This window comes from Pseudomonas sp., from assembly GCF_035512415.1.
Classification (GTDB): Bacteria; Pseudomonadota; Gammaproteobacteria; order Pseudomonadales; family Pseudomonadaceae; genus Aquipseudomonas.
In genome coordinates, this window is the sequence record NZ_DATKDZ010000021.1 from 1 (window position 1) to 21,833 (window position 21,833).

Genomic DNA, 21,833 nt, shown 5'->3' on the forward strand with positions numbered 1-21,833 from the left:
GGCGGCGGTCGACGCGAAGCACCACCTGATCGTGACGCACGAGGTCACGAACGATGGGGCTGATCGTGACCAGCTGAGTTCCATGGCCAAGCAAGCGCGAGAGGCCATGGGTGTCGAGAAGCTCTCGGCGGTCGCAGACAGGGGGTATTTCAAAGGCGAAGAAATCCTGGCGTGTCATGAGGCTGGAATCACCGTTTTCGTGCCCAAGACGCTGACCTCGGGAGCGACAGCGGCTGGCCGCTTCGGCAAAGGTGATTTCATCTATGACGCAGCCAAGAACGAGTACCGATGCCCGGCTGGGCAAAGTCTGATCTGGCGGTACTCAAGCGTCGAGAAAGGGCTGAAGCTGCACCGCTACTGGAGTTCGCACTGCCAAGGTTGTGCGTTGAAAGAGCACTGTACGCCTAGCTCAGAGCGGCGAGTGAGCCGCTGGGAGCATGAGGCCGTGCTTGAGGCGATGCAGGATCGACTGGATCAAGCGCCCGAGATGATGCGGATCCGCCGCCAAACGGTCGAGCACCCGTTCGGCACGCTGAAGTCCTGGATGGGTGCCACCCACTTCCTCACCAAGACTCTCGACCGAGTGAGCACCGAAATGAGCCTGCATGTGCTCGCCTACAATCTCAAACGTGTGTTGAACTTGCTGGGCAGCAGTGCCCTGATGGCAGCGATGAAGGCCTGATGCCTGTTTTACGACTCTTGCCGCCCTCCAGCAGGCGCGCCGAAGCCGAAAGTGCCATAGCAACCAGAATCACGGAATGGGCCTGATTGGGCCTCTTACGGCCTCCTGGACACTGAGAAAACTCCCCGGCAGCTGATTGCCATTGCTTACTGCGTTTTTACACGGTCTGGGCCGGAAAAGGCCTCCGAGTTCGAGGCGCTGTTCCGCGCCTATGTCGAGCCCAGCCGCGCCGAGGCGGGCTGCATCGCCTACCACATGCTGCGCGATGGCCGCGACCCGACGCTGTTTATCTTCTATGAGGTCTGGCAGTCGAAAGAGCATCTGGCGACTCACAGTGCCTTGCCGCATATGCGCCAGTTCCATGAGCAGCGAATGGACTACCTGCGCAGTGACTTCGAGATTCGAGAAATAGAAATGCTTAGCCCGGCGAGCTGACGCCTCGCGTCTGTATGGTTATTGCCGCATGCGACTGTGTCTATGTCACCGCGGCTGCCGGGAACAGAATGACCGGACTCCATCGCGCAGGGTCCGCTATGCATATCGCCATCCTCACCTTTGACGGCTTCAACGAACTGGATTCGCTGATTGCCCTGGGCATCCTCAATCGCATCAAACAGCCGGGCTGGCGTGTGTCCCTGGCCGCGCCGAGTGAAACGGTCACTTCGATGAATGGCGTGAAGTTGCATCGCCAAGCCCGGTTGGATGAGATCGAATCATTCGATGCGGTACTGGTTGGCAGCGGCATCAAGACCCGCGAGATTGCCCAGGACGCAGACGTGTTGCAGCTGCTGGCGCGGCTTGATCCTAAACGCCAGCTGATCGGCGCGCAGTGTTCCGGCACCCTGTTGCTGGCAAAGGCCGGCTTGTTGGCAGGTATTCCGGGCTGCACCGACCTCACGACAAAACCCTGGGTACAGGAGGCTGGCATCGAGGTGCTGGAGCAACCGTTCTTCGCTCGCGGCAACCTGGCCACTGCCGGCGGTTGCCTAGCCTCGATCTATCTCGCCGCCTGGACCCTGGCGCGGCTGGTTGGACGTGATGCTGCGGCCGAAGCGCTGCACTACGTCGCCCCGGTCGGGGAAAAGGAGGAGTACGTGGCACGGGCGCTCGGCAATATCGAACCCTATCTGGGCCGTGGCTGAGCTAACCGCTTGGTGCCATCGTTATGGCCATCACGGCGACAGGGGCGCGTGATGGCGTTCACCGTGGCTACCGGTTCCACAGCTTTATCTCGGGCACTCTCTGGGCGGTGTCGGTCAATATTGGGCGCTATTACCGCGCTAACAGGCTGTTCTTAGGCCAGTATTGCCAATGCAGGTGGTTTTCAACGGCCTGCTAATACTGGCCAGGGAAAACCACTCATGCATGTACTGATTGTCGAGGACAACCCGGACATCATCGCCAATCTGTATGGCTTTCTGGAGCCTCTTGGCTACACGCTGGATGTGGCGCGCAACGGCAATGCCGGCGTCGCGTGCGCTACGGGCAGTTGCCATGATGCGATTGTCCTCGATCTGTCGTTGCCGGGGATGGATGGCATGGAGGTGTGCCGCACGCTGCGCCGCGAGTATCAGCTGACCACGCCGATCCTGATGCTGACCGCGCGGGACACGGTGCACGACAAACTGGCCGGCTTCGAGGCCGGGGCCGACGACTATCTGGTCAAACCCTATTCCCTGCCCGAACTGGATGCCCGCCTGAAGGCGCTGGTGCGTCGCTCACGCAATGAGCATGTGCAAGCGGTGCTGACCTTTGGCGAGCTGCGCCTGGATGCAGGTATCGGCCGGGCCACCCGCGCAGGGCAGCCGCTCGACCTGACCCCTACGGGTTACAAGATTCTCAGCGCCCTGATGCGCGCCGCGCCAAGGCTGATGACGCGCGAAGAGATCGAGCGCGAAGTGTGGGGCGACAATCCGCCGGAGAGCGATGCCTTGCGCACCCATATTCATACCCTGCGCCGGGTGCTAGACAAGCCGTTCCCCCAGCCGCTGCTGCTGACGCTGCCGGGCACCGGCTATCGATTGGCGGCTCCTGATGAAACCTAGGCTCTCGCTCAAGCAGCAGATCACCTTCGCCTACATGCTGCTGGCGGTGACGGTGGCCAGTGTTTTTAGCCTGGTTTCCTATATTTCCGTGGCGATTATCGAGGATCAGGTCATCGATGTACGCCTGGCCAAGATGGCCGACGGGCTGATCGCCGCCCAGCAGCAGGGGCATATACCCGACGCGCCGCCGGACGTACGCTTCCTCGTCAACGCCAGTATTCCGCTGGAGCTGCGGCAGCTGCCGGCGGGCCTCCATGAGCTGACGCTCGACAACCAGCATGTCCATGCACTGCTGCGCGGGCAGGGCGGCAGCCGTTATGCGGTGGTGCAGGAGGTTGATGAGCTTGCACATACGGAGCTGATTATCCTGCTGTCTCTGGCCAGCGGCTTTGCCGTCAGTGTGCTGCTCGCCGTGGCGCTGGGCATGCTCAGTGTGCGGCGGCTGATCGCGCCGGTGGCGGCCCTGGCCGATGCGGTGCAGCGCAATGCAGGGGCGACGGAACTGCCGTCGCTTAAGGCGCAAGATGAAATTGGCGTCCTGGCCCGCGCTTTCGCCAAGCGCACCGACGAACTGCAGCAGTTTCTGTTGCGCGAGCAGATGTTCACCGGCGACGTCAGCCATGAATTGCGCACGCCGCTGACCGTCATGCTCGGCGCGGCGGAAGTGCTGGCCGCGCAACTGGCCGACCAGCCGGCGCAATGCGCGACGGCGGAGCGTATTCGCCGGGTGGCGGGCGAAACCGCGCAGCGGGTCAGTGCGTTGCTTCTGCTGGCGCGCGCACCCGAGACGCTGGATGCGCCGCGTACCGTGCTAAACGGCATTATCGAAGCGGAAATGGAGCGTTGCCGGCCACTGCTGTACGGCAAAACGGTCGAATGCCGGCTGGAGTTGAGCGAGCAGGTCGCGGCCCATGTGCGCCCCGAGCTGGCGGGAATCATCATCGGCAACCTGCTGCGCAACGCCTGCCAACATACCGAGCAGGGCAGCATTACCGTGCAACTTGGCGCGGGTCGGCTGGTGGTCGAAGACAGCGGTACGGGCATTCCCCAGCGGGTGCGCGAGCGCTTGTTCGAACGTTTTGTGCACGAGGGTAATTGGCCGGCACACGAGGGTACGGGCCTGGGGCTGTCGATCGTCAAACGTGTGGCCGATCATATCGGCTGGGACGTGCGCCTGGAGGTTCCGCCAGGTGGGGGCACCCGTTTTGTCCTGTGCTTTCCAGTGCTACCGGCGATTCAAACCCCTTAACGCCGCCTTAACGCCGGGGTATCTATCGTGTCGACTCCGTCAGCAAGGTAGTCGAGAGGAAACGCATGAAAAGAGCAGTGATTGCAGTAGGTCTGTTGTTGTCGTCCGGTATGGCGTTCTGCAGTGACGGTGCCGCCTGGGACTATAGCGGTGCCGCGGGGCCGGAGAACTGGGCCAAGCTCAGCCCAGAATACGGTGCCTGTGCCGGCAGCAACCAGTCACCCATCAACCTGAGCGGGTTTATCGATGCCAAGTTGGAGCCCATTGCCTTTGCCTACAACGCCGGCAGCGCAGAAATTCTTAACAACGGCCACACCGTTCAAATAAACGCCCAGACGGGAAGCTCCATCGTCGTTGACGGCATTCAGTTCGAGCTCAAACAGTTCCACTTTCACGTGCCCAGTGAAAACCTGATCAAGGGCAAATCCTTCCCCATGGAAGGGCACCTGGTACACGCCGACAAGAATGGCAACCTGGCCGTTGTAGCGGTCATGGTGACCGAGGGCGAAGCCAGCAAGGCGCTGGAAAAGGCATGGGCGCAGCTGCCGAAAAAAGGCGAAAAACTGGCCCTGACTGCAGATATCTCCCCGCTGGAAATCCTGCCTGAAAACCGCGATTACTACCGCTTCAATGGCTCATTGACCACGCCCCCTTGCTCCGAGGGCGTGCGTTGGCTGGTGATGAAACAGCCGATTACGGCATCCAAAGCGCAGATCGAGCAGTTCCTGCAGGTGATCCATCACCACAACAACCGCCCCGTGCAAGCGGTTAACGCTCGCCCTGTGTTGGAATAGCTGGAATAAGCGCAGTACGCGACGGCGCGCTGGGCTGGCTGCTGATAGCTGCCCGGCGTTGCCGATAAGGACAGGGGTAGGGCCGGCCAGGGTCATAGCCGCGAAACCCATCGCGGCCATGATGGAGTGCCGCCCAGTCGCGCTCATCGAAAAAAGAATAACTATTTGTTTTATATGCAGAAATTAAATGCGAACAAAGACCTGTAGGAGCGGGCCATGCCCGCGAAACGCATCGCGGGCATGGCGGAGTGCCGCCCAGCCGGTCCTACAGATACCTACAAGCCGAAAGACGCAATTGCCTCCAGTTTGCTGCGCAACAGCGCGGCGTCTGGATGACGGGGCCGCTCCTACTTCCCTGGCTTCTCGACAACAATATAGCGCTTGCCGCCACTGCGTTTGGCCACGTACATGGCTTCATCCGCGCGCCGAACCAGATGCAGATCATTCTGGCCGTGCTCAGGGTAGACCGCGATACCCAGGCTGGGCGCGCTAATCAAGGCGTTGCCTTCCAGAAGGTAGGGGGCGCTCAGGGCGGCAAGGATTTTCTCGGCCACCAGGATGGCGTCTTCCTGCCTGGTGATGTTATCCAGCAGAACGGCGAACTCGTCACCGCCCAAGCGGCTAACCGTATCGGATTCGCGCACGCACTGCCTGAGGCGATGGGCAACTTCCCGCAGCAGGTGGTCGCCTGTGGTGTGACCAAAGGTGTCGTTGATGTGCTTGAAGTTATCCATGTCGAGATAAAGCACCGCCAGCCGTAATGAATCGCGTTGCGCTCGGTGCAGAGAACCGCGCAGGCGGTCCAGGAACAGCGCCCGGTTGGGCAGCTCAGTCAGTTGGTCGTACTGCGCAAGAAACTCCAGGCGCGTTTGCGTGTGTTTACGCGCTATCGCAGCCGCCACCTGGCTCGCTACAAACTGCAGCAGCTCCTTGTTCTGTTCGGTGTAACGCGCGGCCCCGCAATAGCTCTGCAGCACCAGCGCGCCGATGGTCTCGGTGCCCGATATCAGCGGCACGCCAAGCCAGTCAAGGGCGTGCTTGCCGGCCAGCGTGCCAGTCTTTACCAGCATCTGCTCGGCCGTCTCCGGCGTTAACAGCAAGGCTTCCCCTGAGCGAATAACCTCGGCGCAGAAGGCGTCTGACTCCAGAGGCAGGGGGGACTCAGGCGCGGCAAATTGATCGACGTAATAGGGAAAGCTGAGCTGCTCACTCGCGGCGTCGTATAGCGCCACAAAAAAGCTCTCGACGGGCAGCAGTTGGCCAATCACCTCGTGCACCCGCTTATAGAGCGTCTGCAAATCGTCAGCGGAGTGGGCCACTTCCGATATCGCATACAAGGCTGCCTGCATCGCTTCGGCATGCTTGCGCTCGGTAATATCCCGAGCCACACCCACCCGCACCTGCTCGGCTTCAAGCCATTGGGCCGACCACATGATATGAACGATATGGCCGTCTTTATGAATGTAACGGTTCTCATGATCCTGGGAGGGTTGGCCCAGATTAATGCGCTCTACGAGCGCCTGGCTGGCAGCGCGATCGTCGGGGTGCATCATTTCAAAGGCGGTCCGGCCAATCATTTCTTCGGGCCGATAACCGAAGACGCGCTCGCTGGCCGCGCTGACCGATAGAAAGCGCCCCTCTTTATCCACTACGCAGACAACGTCCAGCAGCAGATCCAGGAGTTTGTCGTGAGGCAGTTGGGTTTTTGACATCATGGCAACAAATATACGGGTAGGCCTGCAAGCTTCGCTAGCACGATGATTCTCCGTGACAGTGTTCTATAACCCAGTGTTCTTTCGCGTGAGGCGATAGTGCTGCGTGGTTTCAGCCCTGCTACTCGGGCACGGCCCCGAATCCCGTCCGGCGGCCGACTGCATCGATGACACACGGCAAACGATAGTCGAACAGCGCACTATCGTGGGATAGAAAACTGGGGCTCTGCGCAGAGTCATCGCGGCGTCAGAACCAGGTCAAACCTATGCTGATGATGATTCCGGTAATTACCAGCAGCATCAAGCAGTAGCCCATGATGTCTTTTGCCTTTAGCCCGGCAATAGCCAGTACGGGCAACGCCCAGAAGGGTTGTAGCAGGTTGGTCCAGGCATCACCCCAGGCCACGGCCATCGCAACACGGGGGATGCTCGCCCCCAGTTCCTGAGCCGCAGGCAACATGACGGGGGCCTGAACAGCCCATTGCCCGCCGCCTGAGGGCACGAAGATATTCACCAGCCCTGCGCTGATAAAACTCCAGAACGGCAAGCTTTCGGCCGTAGCAATGGACACAAACCCAGCAGAAATACTGGCGGCCAGCCCCGAAGCGGTCATCAAACCCATGATCCCGGCATAAAAGGGAAACTGGATAACGATGCCGGCGCTGCCTTTCACTGCTTCGTTCAGGCTGTCCAATAACCGGCGTGGGGTCTGGTGCAAAATGATCGCCAGAAACAGGAACATAAAGTTGACGATGTTCAGGTTCAGCCCACCGTCGTTGAGAAAGTACTGAAAGATAAAGGCAAGGCCACCGAAACCCACAAGCCAGGCCAGAATCCGGCTATTTTCCAGATGCTCCGCAGGGCGGGTGATAGTGATCTGGGTGTCCGGCAGATCATCCAGTACCTTCGGGTCTACATAGGTACTGTCTTCTGCGCTGGGCAGCATCAGGCGATTGACTGTCGGCACCACAATAAACAGCGCGAGCACGATGGCCAGGTTAAAGAACGCGAAAATCGTTTCGCCCGTGCCAATGACCCCAATCACGCTTTGGCTGAAATGCCCCTCGGTGGCGATGACGAGCGGAATTGACCCGGCCAGGCCCCCGTGCCAGACGATAAAACCCGAGTATGCGCTGGCAATCAGCAGCGGATAATGCACGCGGATCTGGCGCGCCAGGGCTTTGGCAAACAACGCCCCAACCACCAGGCCAAAACCCCAGTTAATCCAGCTGGCGATCAACGCCACAAAGGTGACCAGAACAATTGCCTGCCCCGGCGTTTTCGCGAGGGACGCGAGGCGGTTGAGGATGTTCCGAACCAGTGGGGTACTGGCCAGCATAAAACCGGTCACCAGCACGAGCAGCATCTGCATCGAGAAGCTCAACAGGTTCCAGAATCCCTCCCCCCACATATTGATCACAGCCATCGGTCCATGGCCTTCAACAATAATTGCGGCAGCAAACGCCACCAGAGTGAGTATCAGCACGAATATAAAAGGATCTGGTAGGTATCGCTCTACCAGCTTCACTAAGGGTTTGGCTGCACGGTCAAGCATGTTGAATGCCTCCATTATTTTAAAATTGTCATTGGAGTTTTCCGGATTCTCCTCTCGGAGTAATGCCACTCGAAGCTGAGCCCGGTGTATTACCAGACCCCGGATAGTGCATAACTGCTGCAAAATTATTTGCTGCAGTAATACGTGGCAAGAATGCTTCAACGCGCAGGTGTGACACTGCGGCGACGGATCTCCATATCGGTGTAAATATCCACAGGGCCAGCGAATGAGTACTCGTATCGAATTGACGGTCAACCCAGGCGAAGATGAGCGCGCGGCTATCCTCCGGCCTTTGCGGGCTTATAACGTTGCTCAGGCGGGTGATCCAAAGCCAGAGGCAATCGCGCTGCTAGTGCGCGATGAGCACAGCAACGAAATCATTGGCGGCCTGTATGGCGAGATTTTTTATCGTTGGCTATTTATCGAGTTGCTGGCCATACCTGAGCAGGCAAGGGGACAAGGCACGGGGTCACGCCTGATCAATATGGCCGAAGAGGTTGCACGTGAAAAAGGCTGCGTCGGGATCTGGCTCGATACTTTTGATTTCCAGGCACCGGCGTTTTACCAACGGCATGGCTTCACTGAATTCGGTCACCTCGAAGATTTCCCTCCAGGGCGTCAGCGCCTGTTTTTCCAGAAACGACTGGCCTAAGCCATTGGCCACAGCAGCGGCAGCACATGCTCGCGTAGCAGCGGTGCCAGTGTCTCCGGCAGTGCGTCGCCGGGTGCGAGCCAGCGCAGTTCTTCCAGCTCGGCGGCGGCGCTGACGCTGTGGGGCAGGCGGGCCTGAAAGACGCTGGCGTCGATCCAGGTGTTGGCCTCGTTGGCGGCAGCGGCGCGGAACTGGCCGAGTGGTTGTAGCGCGGCGGCTGGCAGGCTGAGGTTGAGTTCTTCCTGCAGTTCGCGGGTCAGGGCGGTGATAGCGTTTTCACCGGGCTCGGCTTTGCCGCCGGGCAGCATAAAGGCCTGGGTATTGCGTTTGCGCACCAGCAACAGGCGGCCGGCGTCGTCGATCAGGCAGGCGGCGGAAATGGTCAGCGTGGTCATGTTTTTTCGCTTGGGTTGATGTGGCTCTGTGTGCAGTGCTGCGCTTGATTCGCTGATTACCGGCTTTCTCTCATTCCATTGATCACGGCGGCGAGGGCGCGCAGCAATCGCCGAGGCTCGGTAAAACCACCTGCGGTGGCACGACGAACATCCCATGGAAGGGTACTTGCGCGAAAGCGCTATTGGCCTGCGTAACGATTGCTTGAGCGTTTCCAGGTTCTGCTTGAGCGGCCTGGCCTCACGGGATAAGTCGAACCTAATGCGCCACGCCTGACTCAGAGGTTAATGGGCCCGAGCAGGAGAGGTAGATGGACTTAACCGAGCGTATTCTGACAACCCTGCAGGCCGAATTTTCCGACCTCGGCCAAGTGGAGGACCTGACCCGCGCCACCCTGCGTCTGACCCTGGCCTTATTGCTGGGCGGGCTGCTGGGCTATGAGCGCGAGGTAAAGGGCAAGGCTGCTGGTGTGCGTACGCATATGCTGGTGTGTCTGGGGGCCAGTGTTTTCCTCATGTTGTTGGAGATAGAAGGTGCGAGTCACGATGCCATGAGCCGGGTGATTCAGGGCGTCGTCGCCGGTATCGGTTTTCTCTGCGCGGGCACCATTCTCAAAGGCGAGCACATTGCCGATGTGCAAGGCCTGACCACTGCCGCCGGCTTATGGGCCACGGCGGCCATAGGCGTGGCCGTGGGGCTGGGCCATGAAGCGACTGCAGTGCTCGGCACCCTGATGGCGCTGCTGATCCTGCATATTGTGCCGCTGTTTCTGGACCCTAAGCCCAATGGCAATGAGGACAAGGCGGAGTAAGTTGGCCCCCGAGGGCTCAACAGCCCCTAGGGCTGCGCCCGCTCATAAGCACCCAGATCACAGACCGCGACGCCATCACCTGTGCCGTCGAGCGGGCGTGGCTGGCGGCGCTGGTCGTGGCCGCTGCAGGAGCCGAGGCCGGCATCCAGGGCCATGCTGCCGGGGCGCAGGGCCAGGGTCTGGGTCAAACCGCCGTTGTCCGCCAGTGGTTCGAGCAAGTGACTGAACACCCGCTCGGCGGTTTCGTGGCGGTCCGCCGTGCAGGTACTGGTTGGCGAGCTGGTCAGCAAGCCGACCGCGCGATAGCTTGATACGGGCCCGTAGGTGATGCAGTCGGCGGCCTGATCGCTCTCATACGAGTCGTAGTTGCCGACCATCAGGCTGTTGCGGATCAACACCTCGCCTCGGTTCACCAGGGCCGGGCCGTTGGAGGTGGCGATGCTGACGTTGATCAGCGTGGCGCTCGGTACCGGCTCGCTGGGGGATTCCACATAGCCGTTGTAGATGGCGCTCCAGTTATTGCTCAGGGTGCTGTTGCTCAGTTTCAACAGCCCGGTCCCGGTATTGAATATGGCACCGCCGCCGCCCATTTCCGCGTGCTGATTGACGGTGAACAGGCTGCGCGCGATATCGGCCGTGCCCAGGTTGTAGAGTGCGCCGCCATGCCCGCGGTCGGCCTGGTCATCGACGCTGTTACGCTCGAAGTGGCTGTCGCGCACCAGCAGCACGCCGGTATTGAAGATGGCCCCGCCACGGCCGAAGTTGTTGCCGTAATACAGCCCCATCGCCTTGCTGCGCTGGAACGTCGAGGCATAAATCTGTGCGCTGCCGTAGTTGGCCAGAGCCCCGCCCTGGCCCCAGTCGAATGCTTCGGCCAGCGGCGGTGGGCTGGCTATCGAGTGCGGGGTGCTGACCTGGTTGTTGACCAGCCGCACTTGGCGTAATAGCAGCTCGGCATGATTTTCCAGCGCGCCGCCGTTGCGCCCCGAGCGGCCGTTTTCCAGGCTCAGGCGCAACAATGACAGGCGCGCCCCGGGGCGCACCTCGAACAAGCGGCTCTCGACCTGGCTGATAATTCGCGTCTGCTCCTCGCCGCTGCCCTGAATGGTCAGCTCGCCCAGCACATCGAAGTCGCCGTCGAGGTTGTCGTCCTCATCGCCGGCAAAGCCGTTGTCATCCGGTAGGCTCGGCCGGCTGAGCACATAGTCGCCGGGTGCCAGGCGGATATGCTGCGCGCCGCCGGCCTGGTTGGCCGCCGTTATCGCATCACGCAGGGAGCAATGGGCATCACAGATACCGTCGTATTCATCGGCGCTCAGGGTGACCTGCAACGGCTCGCTGGCGAACGCGCCCGTAGTCGTTAGCAGGCCGCACAGAACCGTTATCCGACCGTTGAGGGCAAGCGTCATCGTGAAACTCCTTGGAAGTGACAAACAACGGGCGTGAGTACTTGTGCGCCCCGCTCACGGCCCGGTATTACCGGCCAAGCGCGGGTGCAAGTATGCTCAACGCAGGTAACGGCTGCGGCCAAAGGGTTAACTGTGGTTGCGGATAAACTGCCTCAGGTGTGGAGTCCGAGGCGGCGTGGGGAGTTCAGTCATCCGGCAGAATTGCGGACGGAAGGAAGCAAACGGCGGAGCAAGGTGGATGTTCACCCCGTGGAAAATTACTCAGCCATGCTGCGCATTACTCAATGCACGATAAGCCGCTCGCGCACCAGAGCCTGCGCCTGCTGGGCCATCTGGTCGAGTAGGCGATCGCGCTGTTTTTCCGCATCGCTCATGGCCCGCTTGCCGTGTTGCTTTACCAGGTAGGCGTGGATCTGCCGGACTTCCGTGGATTGGAAGATCGGCACCAGGTCCTGCACGGCCAGCATGCCGTCCGAGCTGTAGTTTCTGGTGTTCATCAGCACCTGCGGCCCGCGCGCTGCCAGCACCTGAAAGCCCATGGCCTCGAAGGTGGCGACCTTGCCTGCCACGCAGGCCAGCTCGGCATGCGGGTGACGGCTGATCATCTGTTGCAGCATGGCGCGGGCAATGCCGTGGCGACGGTGGCTGGCCTGCACTGCCATATAAGCCAGGGTACAGGCCGCAGGGTCACCCTTGGCCGGCAGGTAAAGCGCGAAGCCCAGCACCTGCGAGGGGTCCTGATCATCCAGGGCCAGGATCACCCGCGCGCTGGTCTCCAGGGCACTGTCCATCGCCTGCAGATACAGATGCATCTCGTAGCCGATGACGTACTGGTACAGCTGGTAGAGGGGATTGCTGGGCGTCAGCGATACCGGGCTGATGTCGCTGAAGTAGTCCACCACCATCTGCAGAATCTGGCTTTTCAGTGACTCGGGTGGCGGGGTGTCCAGGTGTACAAGGGTGAACATCGTCAGTCTGGCTCCGGGGCTTGCGCGAGTGCGGTTTTGGCGTGGGCGGCATTGTAACGCCTGCGGCTTTGTTCCTTGCCACGGCTAAGTCAGGGATCTGAACGAGGGCGGCCTGGCTTGGGCTATGATGCGCCACCGCAAAAAGCCGATCGCCCATCATCAGGTCACTATGTCCGTTAATGCCCTCTATACCGACCTGTCTGATTATTACGATCTGATGTGCGCCGATATCGACTACCAGGCGCAAAGCCACGCTATCCACCGGCTGCAGCAGCTGTTTGGTAACGCGGGTATCCGCCACCTCGATCTGGCCTGTGGCACCGGGCCCCATGTGCGCCATTTTATCGATGCCGGTTACATAAGCAGTGGCCTCGATATCAACCAGCCCATGCTGGACAAAGCCGTCATTCGCTGCCCGCAGGCGCACTTCTCCGTGCAGGATATGTGCAGCTTCACGGTGAATGAGCCGCAGGACCTGATCACCTGCTTTCTCTATTCCATTCACTACAGCGGCGCAATTGCGCGGCTAAAAGCCTGCATCGCCAGCGTGCATGCGGCACTCGATACCAATGGCCTGTTCTGCTTTAACGTGGTCGACAAGGGCAAAATCGACAACCACTTATTTGCATCCCACACCGCCACGCATGCCGAAAGCCTGTTCACCTTTAGCTCCGGCTGGCATTACAGCGGCGAGGGCGAGCAGCAATCGCTGAAACTCAGTATCGAAAAGACGACCGCCGCGCAAACCCAGCTATGGCACGACGAACATCCCATGGTCGCCGTGGGTTTTGTTGAGCTACAGGCGCTGTTGCAGCCGTACTTTGAGGTGCATGTGCTTGAGCATGATTACCAGAAGATCATCCCCTGGGATGGTGCTTCCGGGAATGCGCTGTTTGCCTGCGTAAAGATTTAGGGCGTTGAGCAAAAGCGGGTGCGCTAATGCAGGCCGCTGCTTGTGCGGGCTACTCTGTCTTCCCCAATAACCATGGAAATGCACGTTAACGTTCTGACTGTTAGTGTGCGGTGGTGGTGTTAGCCAAGCAGGGGGCGGGTATCGCTGCGCTTAACCTACGCGGCCCGACCCATCCACGAATTTGCCCTTTTGGGGCAGATGATGGGCAGGCACTTTTGATGATTTACTCTGGTGCACTGCTGAAGTAGTTTGAGATGCACTCTTTAACAGGAGTTATCGAGATGATTGGCAAGTTACTTTCGACGGGTTTTAGTTTGGCCACCTTGCCCGCCCGGCTGACGTTTCGCAGCGTCCGCGCCTTGGCCATGACGCCTGCTGAAGCCAGCCGCCTACTGGCGGACATGCGTGAGGCCTCGGATCAGGCTGTGCACGAACTCCAGGGGCTGTTGGCCAGCGTCGATGCAGAGATGACCCACAAAGCGGCGCATCTGAGCGCTGCCGACAAACGCCTGGCGGCCGAACTGGCCCTGCGTGCCGCCGAACAACACTTGAGCATGGCTGCGATCAACATCCTGCGGGCTGTCTGGCTGACGCTCAACTCGACCCAAAATCTGCCACCAGCCGAGCTTGATAAGCGGATTGAGCAGGCACGCAACGACTAAACCCCTACGGCGTCTTCCCTTTGCCATTGCCCCAAACGAGCCCCCAAAACGCTAGCCCGCCGGGTGTGACTTTCTTTGCTTGGTTTCTGCGTGAGTCGAGCACTATGGCGGCTTGACGCCGCTGATGTGTTTGAGGGGGCTCCCGGGCTGTGACTCCGCTGTGCTTTGCCCCTGCGGTGAAACCAGTAGAAGCGGGCAGCGGAGAAAAATCTGCCCCCGGTGACGCCCGCTAAGTTTGCTAACGCACAGACGCCCGCCCGTCGCGAACACAGAGTGAAGTGTCGTCCTCTGTGGAAGCGGGCAAAACGCCGGAGCATTTCATAAGGCGTCGCATTGGAGTCAATCATATGAGTATTCCCAAACTGCTGTTTACCGGCATTCTGCTTTCCACCCTGGGCCTGAGTGGCTGCTCGAATATGTCCCATCAGGACAAGACAACCGCTGGCGGCGCAGTAATTGGCGGTGCCGCCGGTCACCTGTTATGCGGCGGCGTGCTGTGCACTGGCGTCGGTGCCGCCGTGGGCGGGGTGATTGGTCACGAAGTTGGCAAGGACGATAAGAAAAAGTAATAGGCCGAGCAGCGTGAGGGCCGCGAGGCTTTCTGCGTTAATTCGTCGCTTATTGTTGTTCTTGGGTACGGTTTACTCGTTGCGCTCTGCCTTGCGTAGCGCTTGCGGCCATCAAGGTGGACAGGCTTCGCGTTGTCCACCCTTGCCGCCACCGTGACGCAGGCGGTTGGTTTTCAGGCCGGCTCTGGCGTGCGGTTTACCTGCAGCGCCCGCTGCAGCTGCACCACCAGGGCATCGACCTGGCTCAGGGCCTGAGCCACCGACTCGGCCAGCAGTTCACCGCCCACTTCCTGACCCTCGATGGCAATCTGGTGCACCTGGGTAATGCCGATAAAGCCGAGGGCGGTGATCAGGCTTGGCTCCAGATGGTTCATATGGGCCATCGCGCCGCCGGCGTCGAAGCCGACCCCGCCTCGGGCCGAGAGGATGACGGCATGCCGGGGGCGGTCGGCGAGCATCGGCACGTAAGGGTCGAGTGGGTTGCTTTCGTCGAATGCCACGGTTCTGCCGGTGCGTACGATCTGGTCGATCCAGGCCTTGAGCGCGGCCGGCATGCTGAAGTTGTAGAGCGGCGCGCCGATCACCAGCACGTCCGCGGCAATCAATTCATCGACTAGTTGGTCGCTCTCCGCCAGGGTGTCCTGCATCCACGGCTCGCGTTTTTCCTCCGGGGTAAAGGCGGCGGCGATCCAGTCGTGGTCGATGATCGAGGGTGGGTTCTGGCCGATGTCGCGGTAGGTGAGGCTGTCTTGCGCGCGGCGGGCTAGCCATTGGCTGACAAAGCGCTGAGTAAGGTTGCGGCTGTGCGAGCCGTGTTGATCCTTGCCGGCGAGGCCGGGGCGGGCGCTGGCATCCAGGTGCAGGATATGTGGCATGTCGAGTCTCCTTTTCGAAGTTGAATTCATCTGTTATTCGCAGCAGACTCAGGCTAAGTTCAGCCCGCACGGGCGACAAACGACGATTATTTTCAGGTATGGCTGAGGAGAGCTCACCTATGGCGCAGCGCTGGTTACCTTCGCTTTCTGCCCTGCGGGCCTTTGAGGCGGCCGCTCGCCACGAGAGCGCCAAGCAGGCCGCCGAAGAACTCTCGGTGACCGCTACGGCGATCAGTCATCAGATCCGCGCCCTGGAAGAGTCCCTCGGGGTCGCGTTGTTTCTGCGCAAGCCACGCCAGCTAGAATTGACCGCCCAGGGGCGCGAGCTACAGCAGGTGCTGGAAACCGCGTTTGACAGCATCAGCGCAACGGCCACACGCCTCAGCGCGGTGCCCTGTCGCCAGGCCATTACGCTTAGCACCACGCCTGCCGTGGCGGTGCGCTGGCTGCTGTCCTGGGTGTGCATGCTGCGCGATGCCCATCCGAATATTGACCTACGCATTCACGCCTCCCATGAGCCGGTGGCGCTGGATGGCGTCACCGCAGATATCGCCATCCGTTATGGCGACGGCCGCTGGCCGGGGCTGGTGGCAGAAAAGCTGTTCGACAACAGCTTTATCCCGACCTGCAGCCCGCATCTTGGTTTGCATGATGCGGCCGAGCTGCCCAAGCATTCGCTGATTCATTTCCGCAATCAGGCCGCCGTTTCTTCACCGCTGGATTGGGCCCTGTGGCAGAAGCAGGCCCAGGTGCCGGGGCTGGATGTCAGCGCCGGGCTGGTGTTCTCCGACGAGACCCACGCCGTCTCGGCCGCCATCGGCGGGCAGGGTGTGGCGTTGATGAGTCGGCAACTGATCGAGGATGAGCTGAAGGAAGGCCGGCTGGTACAGCCCTTCGGCCCGGAACTGGAAGGCAAGCCGTTCTTTCTGGTGTACCCGGAAAACCGCAAAAACGATCCGACCATTCAGGCAGTGCGGGATTGGGTAATGGCGGTACCGGGAGGGCTTTGTACGCTTTAGCGTTGGGCGATATGACAGCCCATGCGATGTGGATATCCAGTTGGGTTGCCCCTTGTAAAGCGCAGGTATCTAGCCATGGCACCCGCTAGCCATCCGTGCCAAGATTTGCCGGTAGATAAGCGAGAGGTTTTGCCATGGATCTGCAGAAAATTGAGGATGAAGCCCTGCACCTTCCCAAGAAGGAGCGGGCACAGCTGATCCAGCGTTTGGTCCTGAGTCTGGAAGCCCCCTCAGAAGAAGAGCTTCGATCAGATTGGTTGCTTGAAGCACGACGGCGAGCAGAAGAGCTTGATAGTGGCTCGGTTCAGGCTGTGCCCGGTGATGAGGTGATGAAGAAGGCTAGAGCCCTGATTCGATGAATTATTCTTTTCACCCGGCAGCGGAGGCCGAGTTTCTGGAATCAGTCGGTTATTACGAATCGAAGGTACCTGGATTGGGTGGGGCCTTCATCACGGAGTTCGAGGCCCTGGCCACATTGATTGGCGAGTCGCCCAAAGCCTGGCGAGTTGAACTTGAGCCAGATATTCGCAGAGTTCCCCTCCAGCGCTTTCCGTTATCCATCGATTACCGGGAAAAGTCTGACGGTTTTCAGGTTCTGCTGTTGCCCATCACCGCCGACGCCCACAGTACTGGCTCGGCAGGCTTTAACTTTCATCCTTTTTAGCTCCAGATTGGTGGTTAAACGCCGCATCGGCTGCGTTTGGTCGAGCGGGTTTCGCCCCTCGGGTGCTTCACTTTTATTTGCTCCCGGAGCGCCGGCAGGTGCAAAGAAAAGTGAGCAAAAGAAACACGCCCCGGCATCCGGATTTCGCTACGCTCACCCTTCGGGCCAGCCTGCGGCTGTTACTCCGCCTCGCTCCGTTTCCTCACTCCATCATTGTTCCCGGGGCCCGACCGGATGCGGCCCACCGACGAAGGGCCAGCCCTGGCCCCTCGCGGCATTCATGCCGCTCAACCCCTTGACTCGCTTCGGGTTAGCCTGACTCGCCGTAAGGACGAAACCAGTAGAAGCGGGCAACGATCTGTCCCCTTTTCCCTTAGGCTGCTTGAGCGATATGCAGCTCTACATGCAGCCCAGCGGTGGCCAGCATGTTGATCAGTGTGTCGATGCTGAATAGCGTGACCTTGCCGCGAAGCAGATCAGAAATACGCGGCTGAGTGACGCCGAACAGCTTGGCCGCGTTCGCTTGCGACAAGCCTTCAGCCTCAATGCGTTCTTTCAAGGCGATCATCAAAGCGGACCGCACCTTCATGTTTTCGGCTTGGGCTGGGGTGTCCTCAATGGCATCCCAGACGCTTTCAAAACGTTGGCTCATGGGTCTAACTCCTTTACCAAATCCTTCAATCGTTGGGTGGCCAGCACAATGTCCGCGCGGCTGGTCTTCTGGGTTTTCTTCTGGAAGCAGTGCAAGACGAAAATGGCGGCTTCAAACTTCGCAACATAGATCACCCGGAAAGCGCCAGAAGCCTCGCGGATACGTATTTCGCGAACGCCAGTGCCGATGCTTGGCATTGGCTTCCAATCGTCCGGCTCACGACCTTGTTGCACCTGATCCAGTTGGTGCCCGGCTTCTCGCCGAGCCTCTTCTGGAAACGTGCGCAGGTCCTCGAGGGAACCGCCTATGGTTCCGTATCGTGCGCTAGGTAATACAAAATTTTGTATGGGGTGGGCAAGCGCCTCTTGTCTATCAAGCTTAGGTTTGCTGGGCGGCGGGATGTGATGAGGTTGCCCACTTGGATGCCGCATCCAATGGGCAGTCGTGCAGCGTGCTCCATTCAGGGACCAGCCCGCTCTTATGGGCGGGTTCTGTTTGGCTGTGCGCTAGATCACCGTCGGGCTGTACCATGCAGATACAATGCTGTCGCGGACCAATACGTGTCCATGACATGTTCAAGCATAGGTCTCGGACCAAGGAGATTGCATATGAGCGGCAAACCCGCTGCACGCGTTACCGACCCCACCGCATGCCCGGTCCCAGGGCATGGTACTAACCCGATTGTGGCGGGTTCTTCCGATGTGTTGTTCGATGGGCTCAATGCCGCCCGACTGAGCGACGTGTCGGCTTGTGGCAGCCCTATCGCCAGCAACGTTTCGCCAACCGTTTTTATCAACGGCCTCAACGCCGCCACGCTGGGCAGTGTGGGTGCCCATGGCAACACCATCATTGCCGGCTCGGGCACCGTAATCATTGGCAATAGCGGTGGCGGCGCGCCGTTTATCCCGGTTACGCCGCTGAATATTCAGGCCGCTTTCAATGACCGTTTCCAGTTGCTCGATAGCCGAAGCGGTCGGCCGCTGGCGCATAGAAACTATGCGGTTAAACATGAGGACGGTCGGCTTGAGTACGGACAGTCCGATGATCAGGGGTTTACTTCGCTGATTATCAACCCGAGTCGTGCTGAAACCATCGAAATCTATATAGAGGACTGAGCATGGAAGCTCAAAAAGTCATACTTCCAAGCGGAAAAGAGGCAACCCTAGCAGCGTCGCCTACGCTGACACCTTCGGAAAACCAAGCGCCAAAAGTCGTTGAGGTAAGTAATTGCAGAGTTGTAGTTTTCTTCATTGGTGGGGCTGGGGATAAAGAGTCTTATTATATGGTGGGGCCTTATAATAACATTGAAGACGCTTATAAGAGCTTTGCTGGCCGTATTCGTCAGGCTGGTCGTTCTCAGTTCTACCAGGCGCATTATCTTGGGTATAGCGAAGTGCGTGGTGGGTGGGATATTGATAAATACGTTTATAAAGGTATACCGGATAAATCAGCGCCTGTTTATATTGTTGGGCATAGTCTTGGGGGATGGAATGGGGCTCATCTATCCAAGATCCTAAGCGAGAAAGGGTATAAGGTTGAAATGCTAATTACTCTGGACCCTGTTGGAGAAGGTGCCTTGGTTTGGCTGGGTTCCGATGTCTATTTCAGCAGGCCGGAGCCTGTAAGTGGGTATTGGATAAACGTTCGAGCAGCCCCCAATCGCCTTGATAGCTCTGACTCGGTGGCTAATTTCGGTGAGCAATGGCGAGTGGATAGTGGTCCAGATGTCAATGCTCAGATGGACGTGAACCATGCCCGTGCTTTAGATATGTTTATAAACCCTGTGCGTGATAGTGCGTCGGCTTCTGATATCCTTTTCGAGTCTATTAATACTTATATTGACGGTGGCTGTCGTGTCTAGATATCTATGGTTGATTGTGCTCCCGTTATTTTTTGGGTGCGCTAAAGAGCATGGTTCTCCTGCTGCAGAACTTCATTATCTTGAGCTAAAGCGGGAAGGGAGCACAGATCTTTATAAGGTGAAATTTTCATCGAATATTGATTTTTTGAATGTTTTTGAAAAAGAGAAACGGCCTATAAGCAGCATACTCCGTTGTTCGCTAGGGCTCGATAAGGTGTCAATAAATCACGATGCCGACCAATATTGGGCCAGCGGTTTGGTTTCAGTGACTCAACCGGTGCCGGATGGTGATGCCTTCGTTTACTCTGCCGTACTGATGTTCGATGAAAATCTCAACGAAGGACGTAGCAGTCGCATGCTATTTGCTGAAGAGTTGCAGCGCATTTTGCAGGGTAAGCAGTCAGTGCCATGTGTATATACGGCTACTGCTCATGGCTTCAAGGCTTATCGCTCAGCCGCTATGCAGGTGCCGGTTGCGGATATTTTTCGGGAGGTTGGTATTTAGGGGATTCCTCAGGGTCAGAGTCGATTTATCTATGTCTTACAGAACCATTAAATCGACTCTGACCCTGAGGTTTCTAGGTGGGCTTGAATGCCTAACTGTTCAGTCGGATATTTATAATGCGCCCCACGAAGGTCGTGGACGACTAGGTGGTTATTGATTAGCCGCTAGAAATAGGCCTACAGCCATAAATGTCACCGCCATAATGATCAATTGATTGATGGCGTTACTCTTGAATTTGTAAACGGCTTCACCTTTCTTGGCGTATACGTCTCCGGTTAGTGCAATAAGAATTGTTGCTGGGAGAAATATCAGAAGTGTGAGAAGTACGAACCAGCGCTTTCTATAAACTGGAACCTTTTCATATGAAATTCTGGTTTTTTCAAAACGGTTGACGTCCATGTCATGATGCTCGATAGAAGTGAGTGTGGGGCAAGAAAAACCTTGCTGGAGAGGGCGGTGCGCTTGGTGCGCGGTGATTTTAAACTGTCGGCCTTGCGGTGGGTGTGAAATGGTTCCGATATTGCCTCGGGCGGGGCGGCAATCAGCGATAGAAAAGGAGTATTCATCATCTGATACCTATTTGGTGGGTTTCACCCGCCCTACGCATTGGCGTTAGACCAAGGGGCTCTGATTCTTCTGGGGGCGCTCAGGTAGTTCTTGTTTTTCGGGCTTTAAGTTCTCGCGCAATCTTTGGGCTGCGTAAACCTTTGCTGACTCCCGTGCGAAATAGATCATTACCAAAGCAAAGAATATGGACAAGCTGAGAGCAGCGGTTCGTTGCTCTTTTATTTTCTTTGCAAGGCTGGCCAGTTGCTTGTCGTCAGAATAGGCTTCGCAAATAACTTTAATTCGTTGTAAGGGGAATTCGTTATTTTTGCTGATTGTAATGAGTGCTGTTTCGTCTTCGCAAATGATTCTGTTTATATTGTTCTCGCCGAATATCGTAAGCTTTGTTTCTTTTGTGGATATATAAAAATACGGTGAGTCATCAAAGCTGGCCATTAGATAGTTGGGCGTTACTGCCCAAAAGGAAAGGGCTGCTAATGTTAGAAATGTGATTCCTAAGGTTGTGAATGCTTTCTCTATTTTGCCTAGGTTTTTGTCTTTCAACTTAAGTTTTTCATAGTTCCCCCAGTCTATATACTCTCTGGCTGTCGCTATATCTTTTAGTGATAAGTTATTTGTCTTAATCCAAGATTCAAATTGCTGTATCTCTAGGATGGTTCTGGCAGGAACGCCGAATTCAAAGCGGAAGTGTTCAATTTCACGTGCTTCAAGTTTTAGTTTTTGCAAATCAGGAATGTAGAAATCTGACTTTCCGCCCATTAGTCGCCATATTCTATCCCTTAGGAAGTGCATTGAGCCTGCTCGCTTGTAAACGTAGAGAAGGAAAGCGCTAAATGCTATTGCATAAACTATAGAGGCGAGGGCGGGGAGGTTTGTGAGTGTCCAGTTTATAGCTGTAAGTATATTCTGTGATTCTTGAAGTTCCATTTCCAAGTTCCTTTATGTTGGTGTGTAGAGGTGTCCAGAAGTCGCCCTAATTTGTTTTTTGCTCTGCCGTCCACAAATAGTCAAAACAATGCGATCCCCGAATCCCGTCAGGAGGCCGAGCGGAGGTACTGTGGAGAGGGGCGTTTGGCATGGATGCCAAACGAGGAACGATGGGCCAGGGATGGCCCACCGTGACGACCCTCGGAACAGCGCCGGAGCAAGGGGAGTTGAGTGCAGCGAAACCCGGATGCCGGGCGCGCTTTCTCTTTGGTTACTTTCTCTTTCGCGCGAGCAAAGAGAAAGTAACTCGCCGTAAGGGCGAAAACAGTAGGTGCGAAAAGTAGGGGGA

At 58.0% G+C, this 21,833-nt stretch carries 27 protein-coding genes; 17 read left to right on the plus strand and 10 right to left on the minus strand.

Going from position 1 to position 21,833, the window contains the following annotated elements; all coding sequences use genetic code 11:
• The 6 genes from VMP31_RS10830 to VMP31_RS10855 form a co-directional block, all read left to right on the plus strand.
• On the plus strand, positions 1-682 hold a 682-nt coding region (locus VMP31_RS10830), incomplete at its 5' end, for a transposase (protein ID WP_325506939.1).
• A gap of 141 nt (positions 683-823) precedes the next feature.
• A complete protein-coding gene (locus VMP31_RS10835; protein WP_325507003.1) occupies positions 824-1,117 on the plus strand; it encodes a putative quinol monooxygenase in 294 nt (97 codons plus the stop codon).
• 98 nt (positions 1,118-1,215) lie between these two features.
• A complete protein-coding gene (locus VMP31_RS10840; protein ID WP_325506941.1) occupies positions 1,216-1,824 on the plus strand; it encodes a DJ-1/PfpI family protein in 609 nt (202 codons plus the stop codon).
• 219 nt (positions 1,825-2,043) lie between these two features.
• On the plus strand, positions 2,044-2,727 hold the full coding sequence (locus VMP31_RS10845; protein ID WP_325506943.1) for a response regulator transcription factor: 684 nt from the start codon (positions 2,044-2,046) through the stop codon (positions 2,725-2,727).
• Positions 2,717-3,976 carry a HAMP domain-containing sensor histidine kinase gene (locus VMP31_RS10850; protein ID WP_325506945.1) on the plus strand — a complete coding sequence of 420 codons (1,260 nt, stop codon included), beginning with the start codon at positions 2,717-2,719 and terminating at the stop codon, positions 3,974-3,976. Before VMP31_RS10845 ends, VMP31_RS10850 begins: the two co-directional genes overlap by 11 nt.
• Positions 3,977-4,041: 65 nt before the next feature.
• Positions 4,042-4,770 carry a carbonic anhydrase family protein gene (locus VMP31_RS10855; RefSeq protein WP_325506947.1) on the plus strand — a complete coding sequence of 243 codons (729 nt, stop codon included), beginning with the start codon at positions 4,042-4,044 and terminating at the stop codon, positions 4,768-4,770.
• Between the two features lie 347 nt (positions 4,771-5,117).
• On the opposite strand, the gene VMP31_RS10860 is transcribed toward VMP31_RS10855, so the two are convergent.
• A complete protein-coding gene (locus VMP31_RS10860; RefSeq protein WP_414705450.1) occupies positions 5,118-6,485 on the minus strand; it encodes a sensor domain-containing protein in 1,368 nt (455 codons plus the stop codon).
• 244 nt (positions 6,486-6,729) lie between these two features.
• Positions 6,730-8,037, minus strand: coding sequence for a short-chain fatty acid transporter (locus VMP31_RS10865; protein ID WP_325506951.1), 1,308 nt, complete (start codon positions 8,035-8,037; stop codon positions 6,730-6,732).
• Positions 8,038-8,263: 226 nt separating this feature from the next.
• On the opposite strand from VMP31_RS10865, the gene VMP31_RS10870 reads away from it, so the two are divergent.
• Complete coding sequence (locus tag VMP31_RS10870; protein ID WP_325506953.1) at positions 8,264-8,689, plus strand: GNAT family N-acetyltransferase; 426 nt, start codon at positions 8,264-8,266, stop codon at positions 8,687-8,689.
• Here the strand turns inward: VMP31_RS10870 and VMP31_RS10875 are convergent.
• The gene (locus VMP31_RS10875) at positions 8,686-9,084 is read right to left on the minus strand and encodes an NUDIX domain-containing protein (protein WP_325506955.1); all 399 of its coding nucleotides are present in this window, start codon (positions 9,082-9,084) and stop codon (positions 8,686-8,688) included. The genes VMP31_RS10870 and VMP31_RS10875 overlap by 4 nt on opposite strands.
• A 308-nt stretch (positions 9,085-9,392) precedes the next feature.
• Between VMP31_RS10875 and VMP31_RS10880 the strand changes: the two genes are divergently transcribed.
• Positions 9,393-9,893, plus strand: coding sequence for an MgtC/SapB family protein (locus VMP31_RS10880; RefSeq protein WP_325506957.1), 501 nt, complete (start codon positions 9,393-9,395; stop codon positions 9,891-9,893).
• A gap of 26 nt (positions 9,894-9,919) precedes the next feature.
• Here VMP31_RS10880 and VMP31_RS10885 read toward each other — a convergent pair whose 3' ends face one another.
• Both VMP31_RS10885 and VMP31_RS10890 read right to left on the minus strand, forming a co-directional pair.
• Positions 9,920-11,302 (minus strand): CSLREA domain-containing protein, encoded by a 1,383-nt coding sequence (locus VMP31_RS10885; protein WP_325506959.1) that lies wholly within the window; start codon positions 11,300-11,302, stop codon positions 9,920-9,922.
• Between the two features lie 281 nt (positions 11,303-11,583).
• Entirely contained in the window at positions 11,584-12,270 is a 687-nt protein-coding gene (locus tag VMP31_RS10890; RefSeq protein WP_325506960.1) for a GNAT family N-acetyltransferase, read from the minus strand.
• A gap of 169 nt (positions 12,271-12,439) precedes the next feature.
• On the opposite strand from VMP31_RS10890, the gene VMP31_RS10895 reads away from it, so the two are divergent.
• The 3 genes from VMP31_RS10895 (at position 12,440) to VMP31_RS10905 (ending at position 14,414) form a co-directional block, all read left to right on the plus strand.
• Complete coding sequence (locus VMP31_RS10895; protein ID WP_325506962.1) at positions 12,440-13,183, plus strand: class I SAM-dependent DNA methyltransferase; 744 nt, start codon at positions 12,440-12,442, stop codon at positions 13,181-13,183.
• A 281-nt stretch (positions 13,184-13,464) separates the two neighbouring features.
• Positions 13,465-13,845 (plus strand): hypothetical protein, encoded by a 381-nt coding sequence (locus VMP31_RS10900; RefSeq protein WP_325506964.1) that lies wholly within the window; start codon positions 13,465-13,467, stop codon positions 13,843-13,845.
• Between the two features lie 347 nt (positions 13,846-14,192).
• Positions 14,193-14,414: an osmotically-inducible lipoprotein B gene (locus tag VMP31_RS10905; RefSeq protein ID WP_325506966.1), complete on the plus strand. Its 222-nt coding sequence runs from the start codon at positions 14,193-14,195 to the stop codon at positions 14,412-14,414.
• Positions 14,415-14,587: 173 nt separating this feature from the next.
• Here the strand turns inward: VMP31_RS10905 and VMP31_RS10910 are convergent, their stop codons facing one another.
• Positions 14,588-15,289: an FMN-dependent NADH-azoreductase gene (locus VMP31_RS10910; protein ID WP_325506968.1), complete on the minus strand. Its 702-nt coding sequence runs from the start codon at positions 15,287-15,289 to the stop codon at positions 14,588-14,590.
• 119 nt (positions 15,290-15,408) lie between these two features.
• On the opposite strand from VMP31_RS10910, the gene VMP31_RS10915 reads away from it, so the two are divergent.
• The 3 genes from VMP31_RS10915 (at position 15,409) to VMP31_RS10925 (ending at position 16,972) form a co-directional block, all read left to right on the plus strand.
• Complete coding sequence (locus VMP31_RS10915; protein WP_325506970.1) at positions 15,409-16,308, plus strand: LysR substrate-binding domain-containing protein; 900 nt, start codon at positions 15,409-15,411, stop codon at positions 16,306-16,308.
• Between the two features lie 134 nt (positions 16,309-16,442).
• On the plus strand, positions 16,443-16,667 hold the full coding sequence (locus VMP31_RS10920) for an addiction module protein (protein ID WP_305625382.1): 225 nt from the start codon (positions 16,443-16,445) through the stop codon (positions 16,665-16,667).
• Positions 16,664-16,972 (plus strand): hypothetical protein, encoded by a 309-nt coding sequence (locus VMP31_RS10925; protein ID WP_325506973.1) that lies wholly within the window; start codon positions 16,664-16,666, stop codon positions 16,970-16,972. Before VMP31_RS10920 ends, VMP31_RS10925 begins: the two co-directional genes overlap by 4 nt.
• Positions 16,973-17,345: 373 nt before the next feature.
• Here the strand turns inward: VMP31_RS10925 and VMP31_RS10930 are convergent, their stop codons facing one another.
• Both VMP31_RS10930 and VMP31_RS10935 read right to left on the minus strand, forming a co-directional pair.
• Complete coding sequence (locus VMP31_RS10930) at positions 17,346-17,624, minus strand: helix-turn-helix domain-containing protein (protein ID WP_298146386.1); 279 nt, start codon at positions 17,622-17,624, stop codon at positions 17,346-17,348.
• Entirely contained in the window at positions 17,621-18,055 is a 435-nt protein-coding gene (locus VMP31_RS10935) for a type II toxin-antitoxin system RelE/ParE family toxin (RefSeq protein ID WP_414705451.1), read from the minus strand. The genes VMP31_RS10930 and VMP31_RS10935 overlap by 4 nt, the downstream gene beginning before the upstream one ends.
• A gap of 177 nt (positions 18,056-18,232) precedes the next feature.
• Here VMP31_RS10935 and VMP31_RS10940 point away from each other — a divergent pair, with 177 nt between their 5' ends.
• Genes VMP31_RS10940 through VMP31_RS10950 form a run of 3 tightly spaced genes read left to right on the plus strand, consistent with a single transcriptional unit; the run spans position 18,233 to position 19,990 of the window.
• A complete protein-coding gene (locus VMP31_RS10940; RefSeq protein WP_325506977.1) occupies positions 18,233-18,739 on the plus strand; it encodes a PAAR domain-containing protein in 507 nt (168 codons plus the stop codon).
• A 2-nt stretch (positions 18,740-18,741) separates the two neighbouring features.
• Positions 18,742-19,485: an alpha/beta hydrolase gene (locus VMP31_RS10945; RefSeq protein ID WP_325506979.1), complete on the plus strand. Its 744-nt coding sequence runs from the start codon at positions 18,742-18,744 to the stop codon at positions 19,483-19,485.
• Positions 19,478-19,990 (plus strand): hypothetical protein, encoded by a 513-nt coding sequence (locus tag VMP31_RS10950; protein WP_325506981.1) that lies wholly within the window; start codon positions 19,478-19,480, stop codon positions 19,988-19,990. The genes VMP31_RS10945 and VMP31_RS10950 overlap by 8 nt, the downstream gene beginning before the upstream one ends.
• Before the next feature lie 150 nt (positions 19,991-20,140).
• On the opposite strand, the gene VMP31_RS10955 is transcribed toward VMP31_RS10950, so the two are convergent.
• On the minus strand, positions 20,141-20,389 hold the full coding sequence (locus VMP31_RS10955) for a hypothetical protein (RefSeq protein ID WP_325506983.1): 249 nt from the start codon (positions 20,387-20,389) through the stop codon (positions 20,141-20,143).
• Between the two features lie 213 nt (positions 20,390-20,602).
• Positions 20,603-21,484, minus strand: coding sequence for a DUF6216 family protein (locus VMP31_RS10960; protein ID WP_325506985.1), 882 nt, complete (start codon positions 21,482-21,484; stop codon positions 20,603-20,605).
• Positions 21,485-21,833 lie beyond the last annotated feature (349 nt).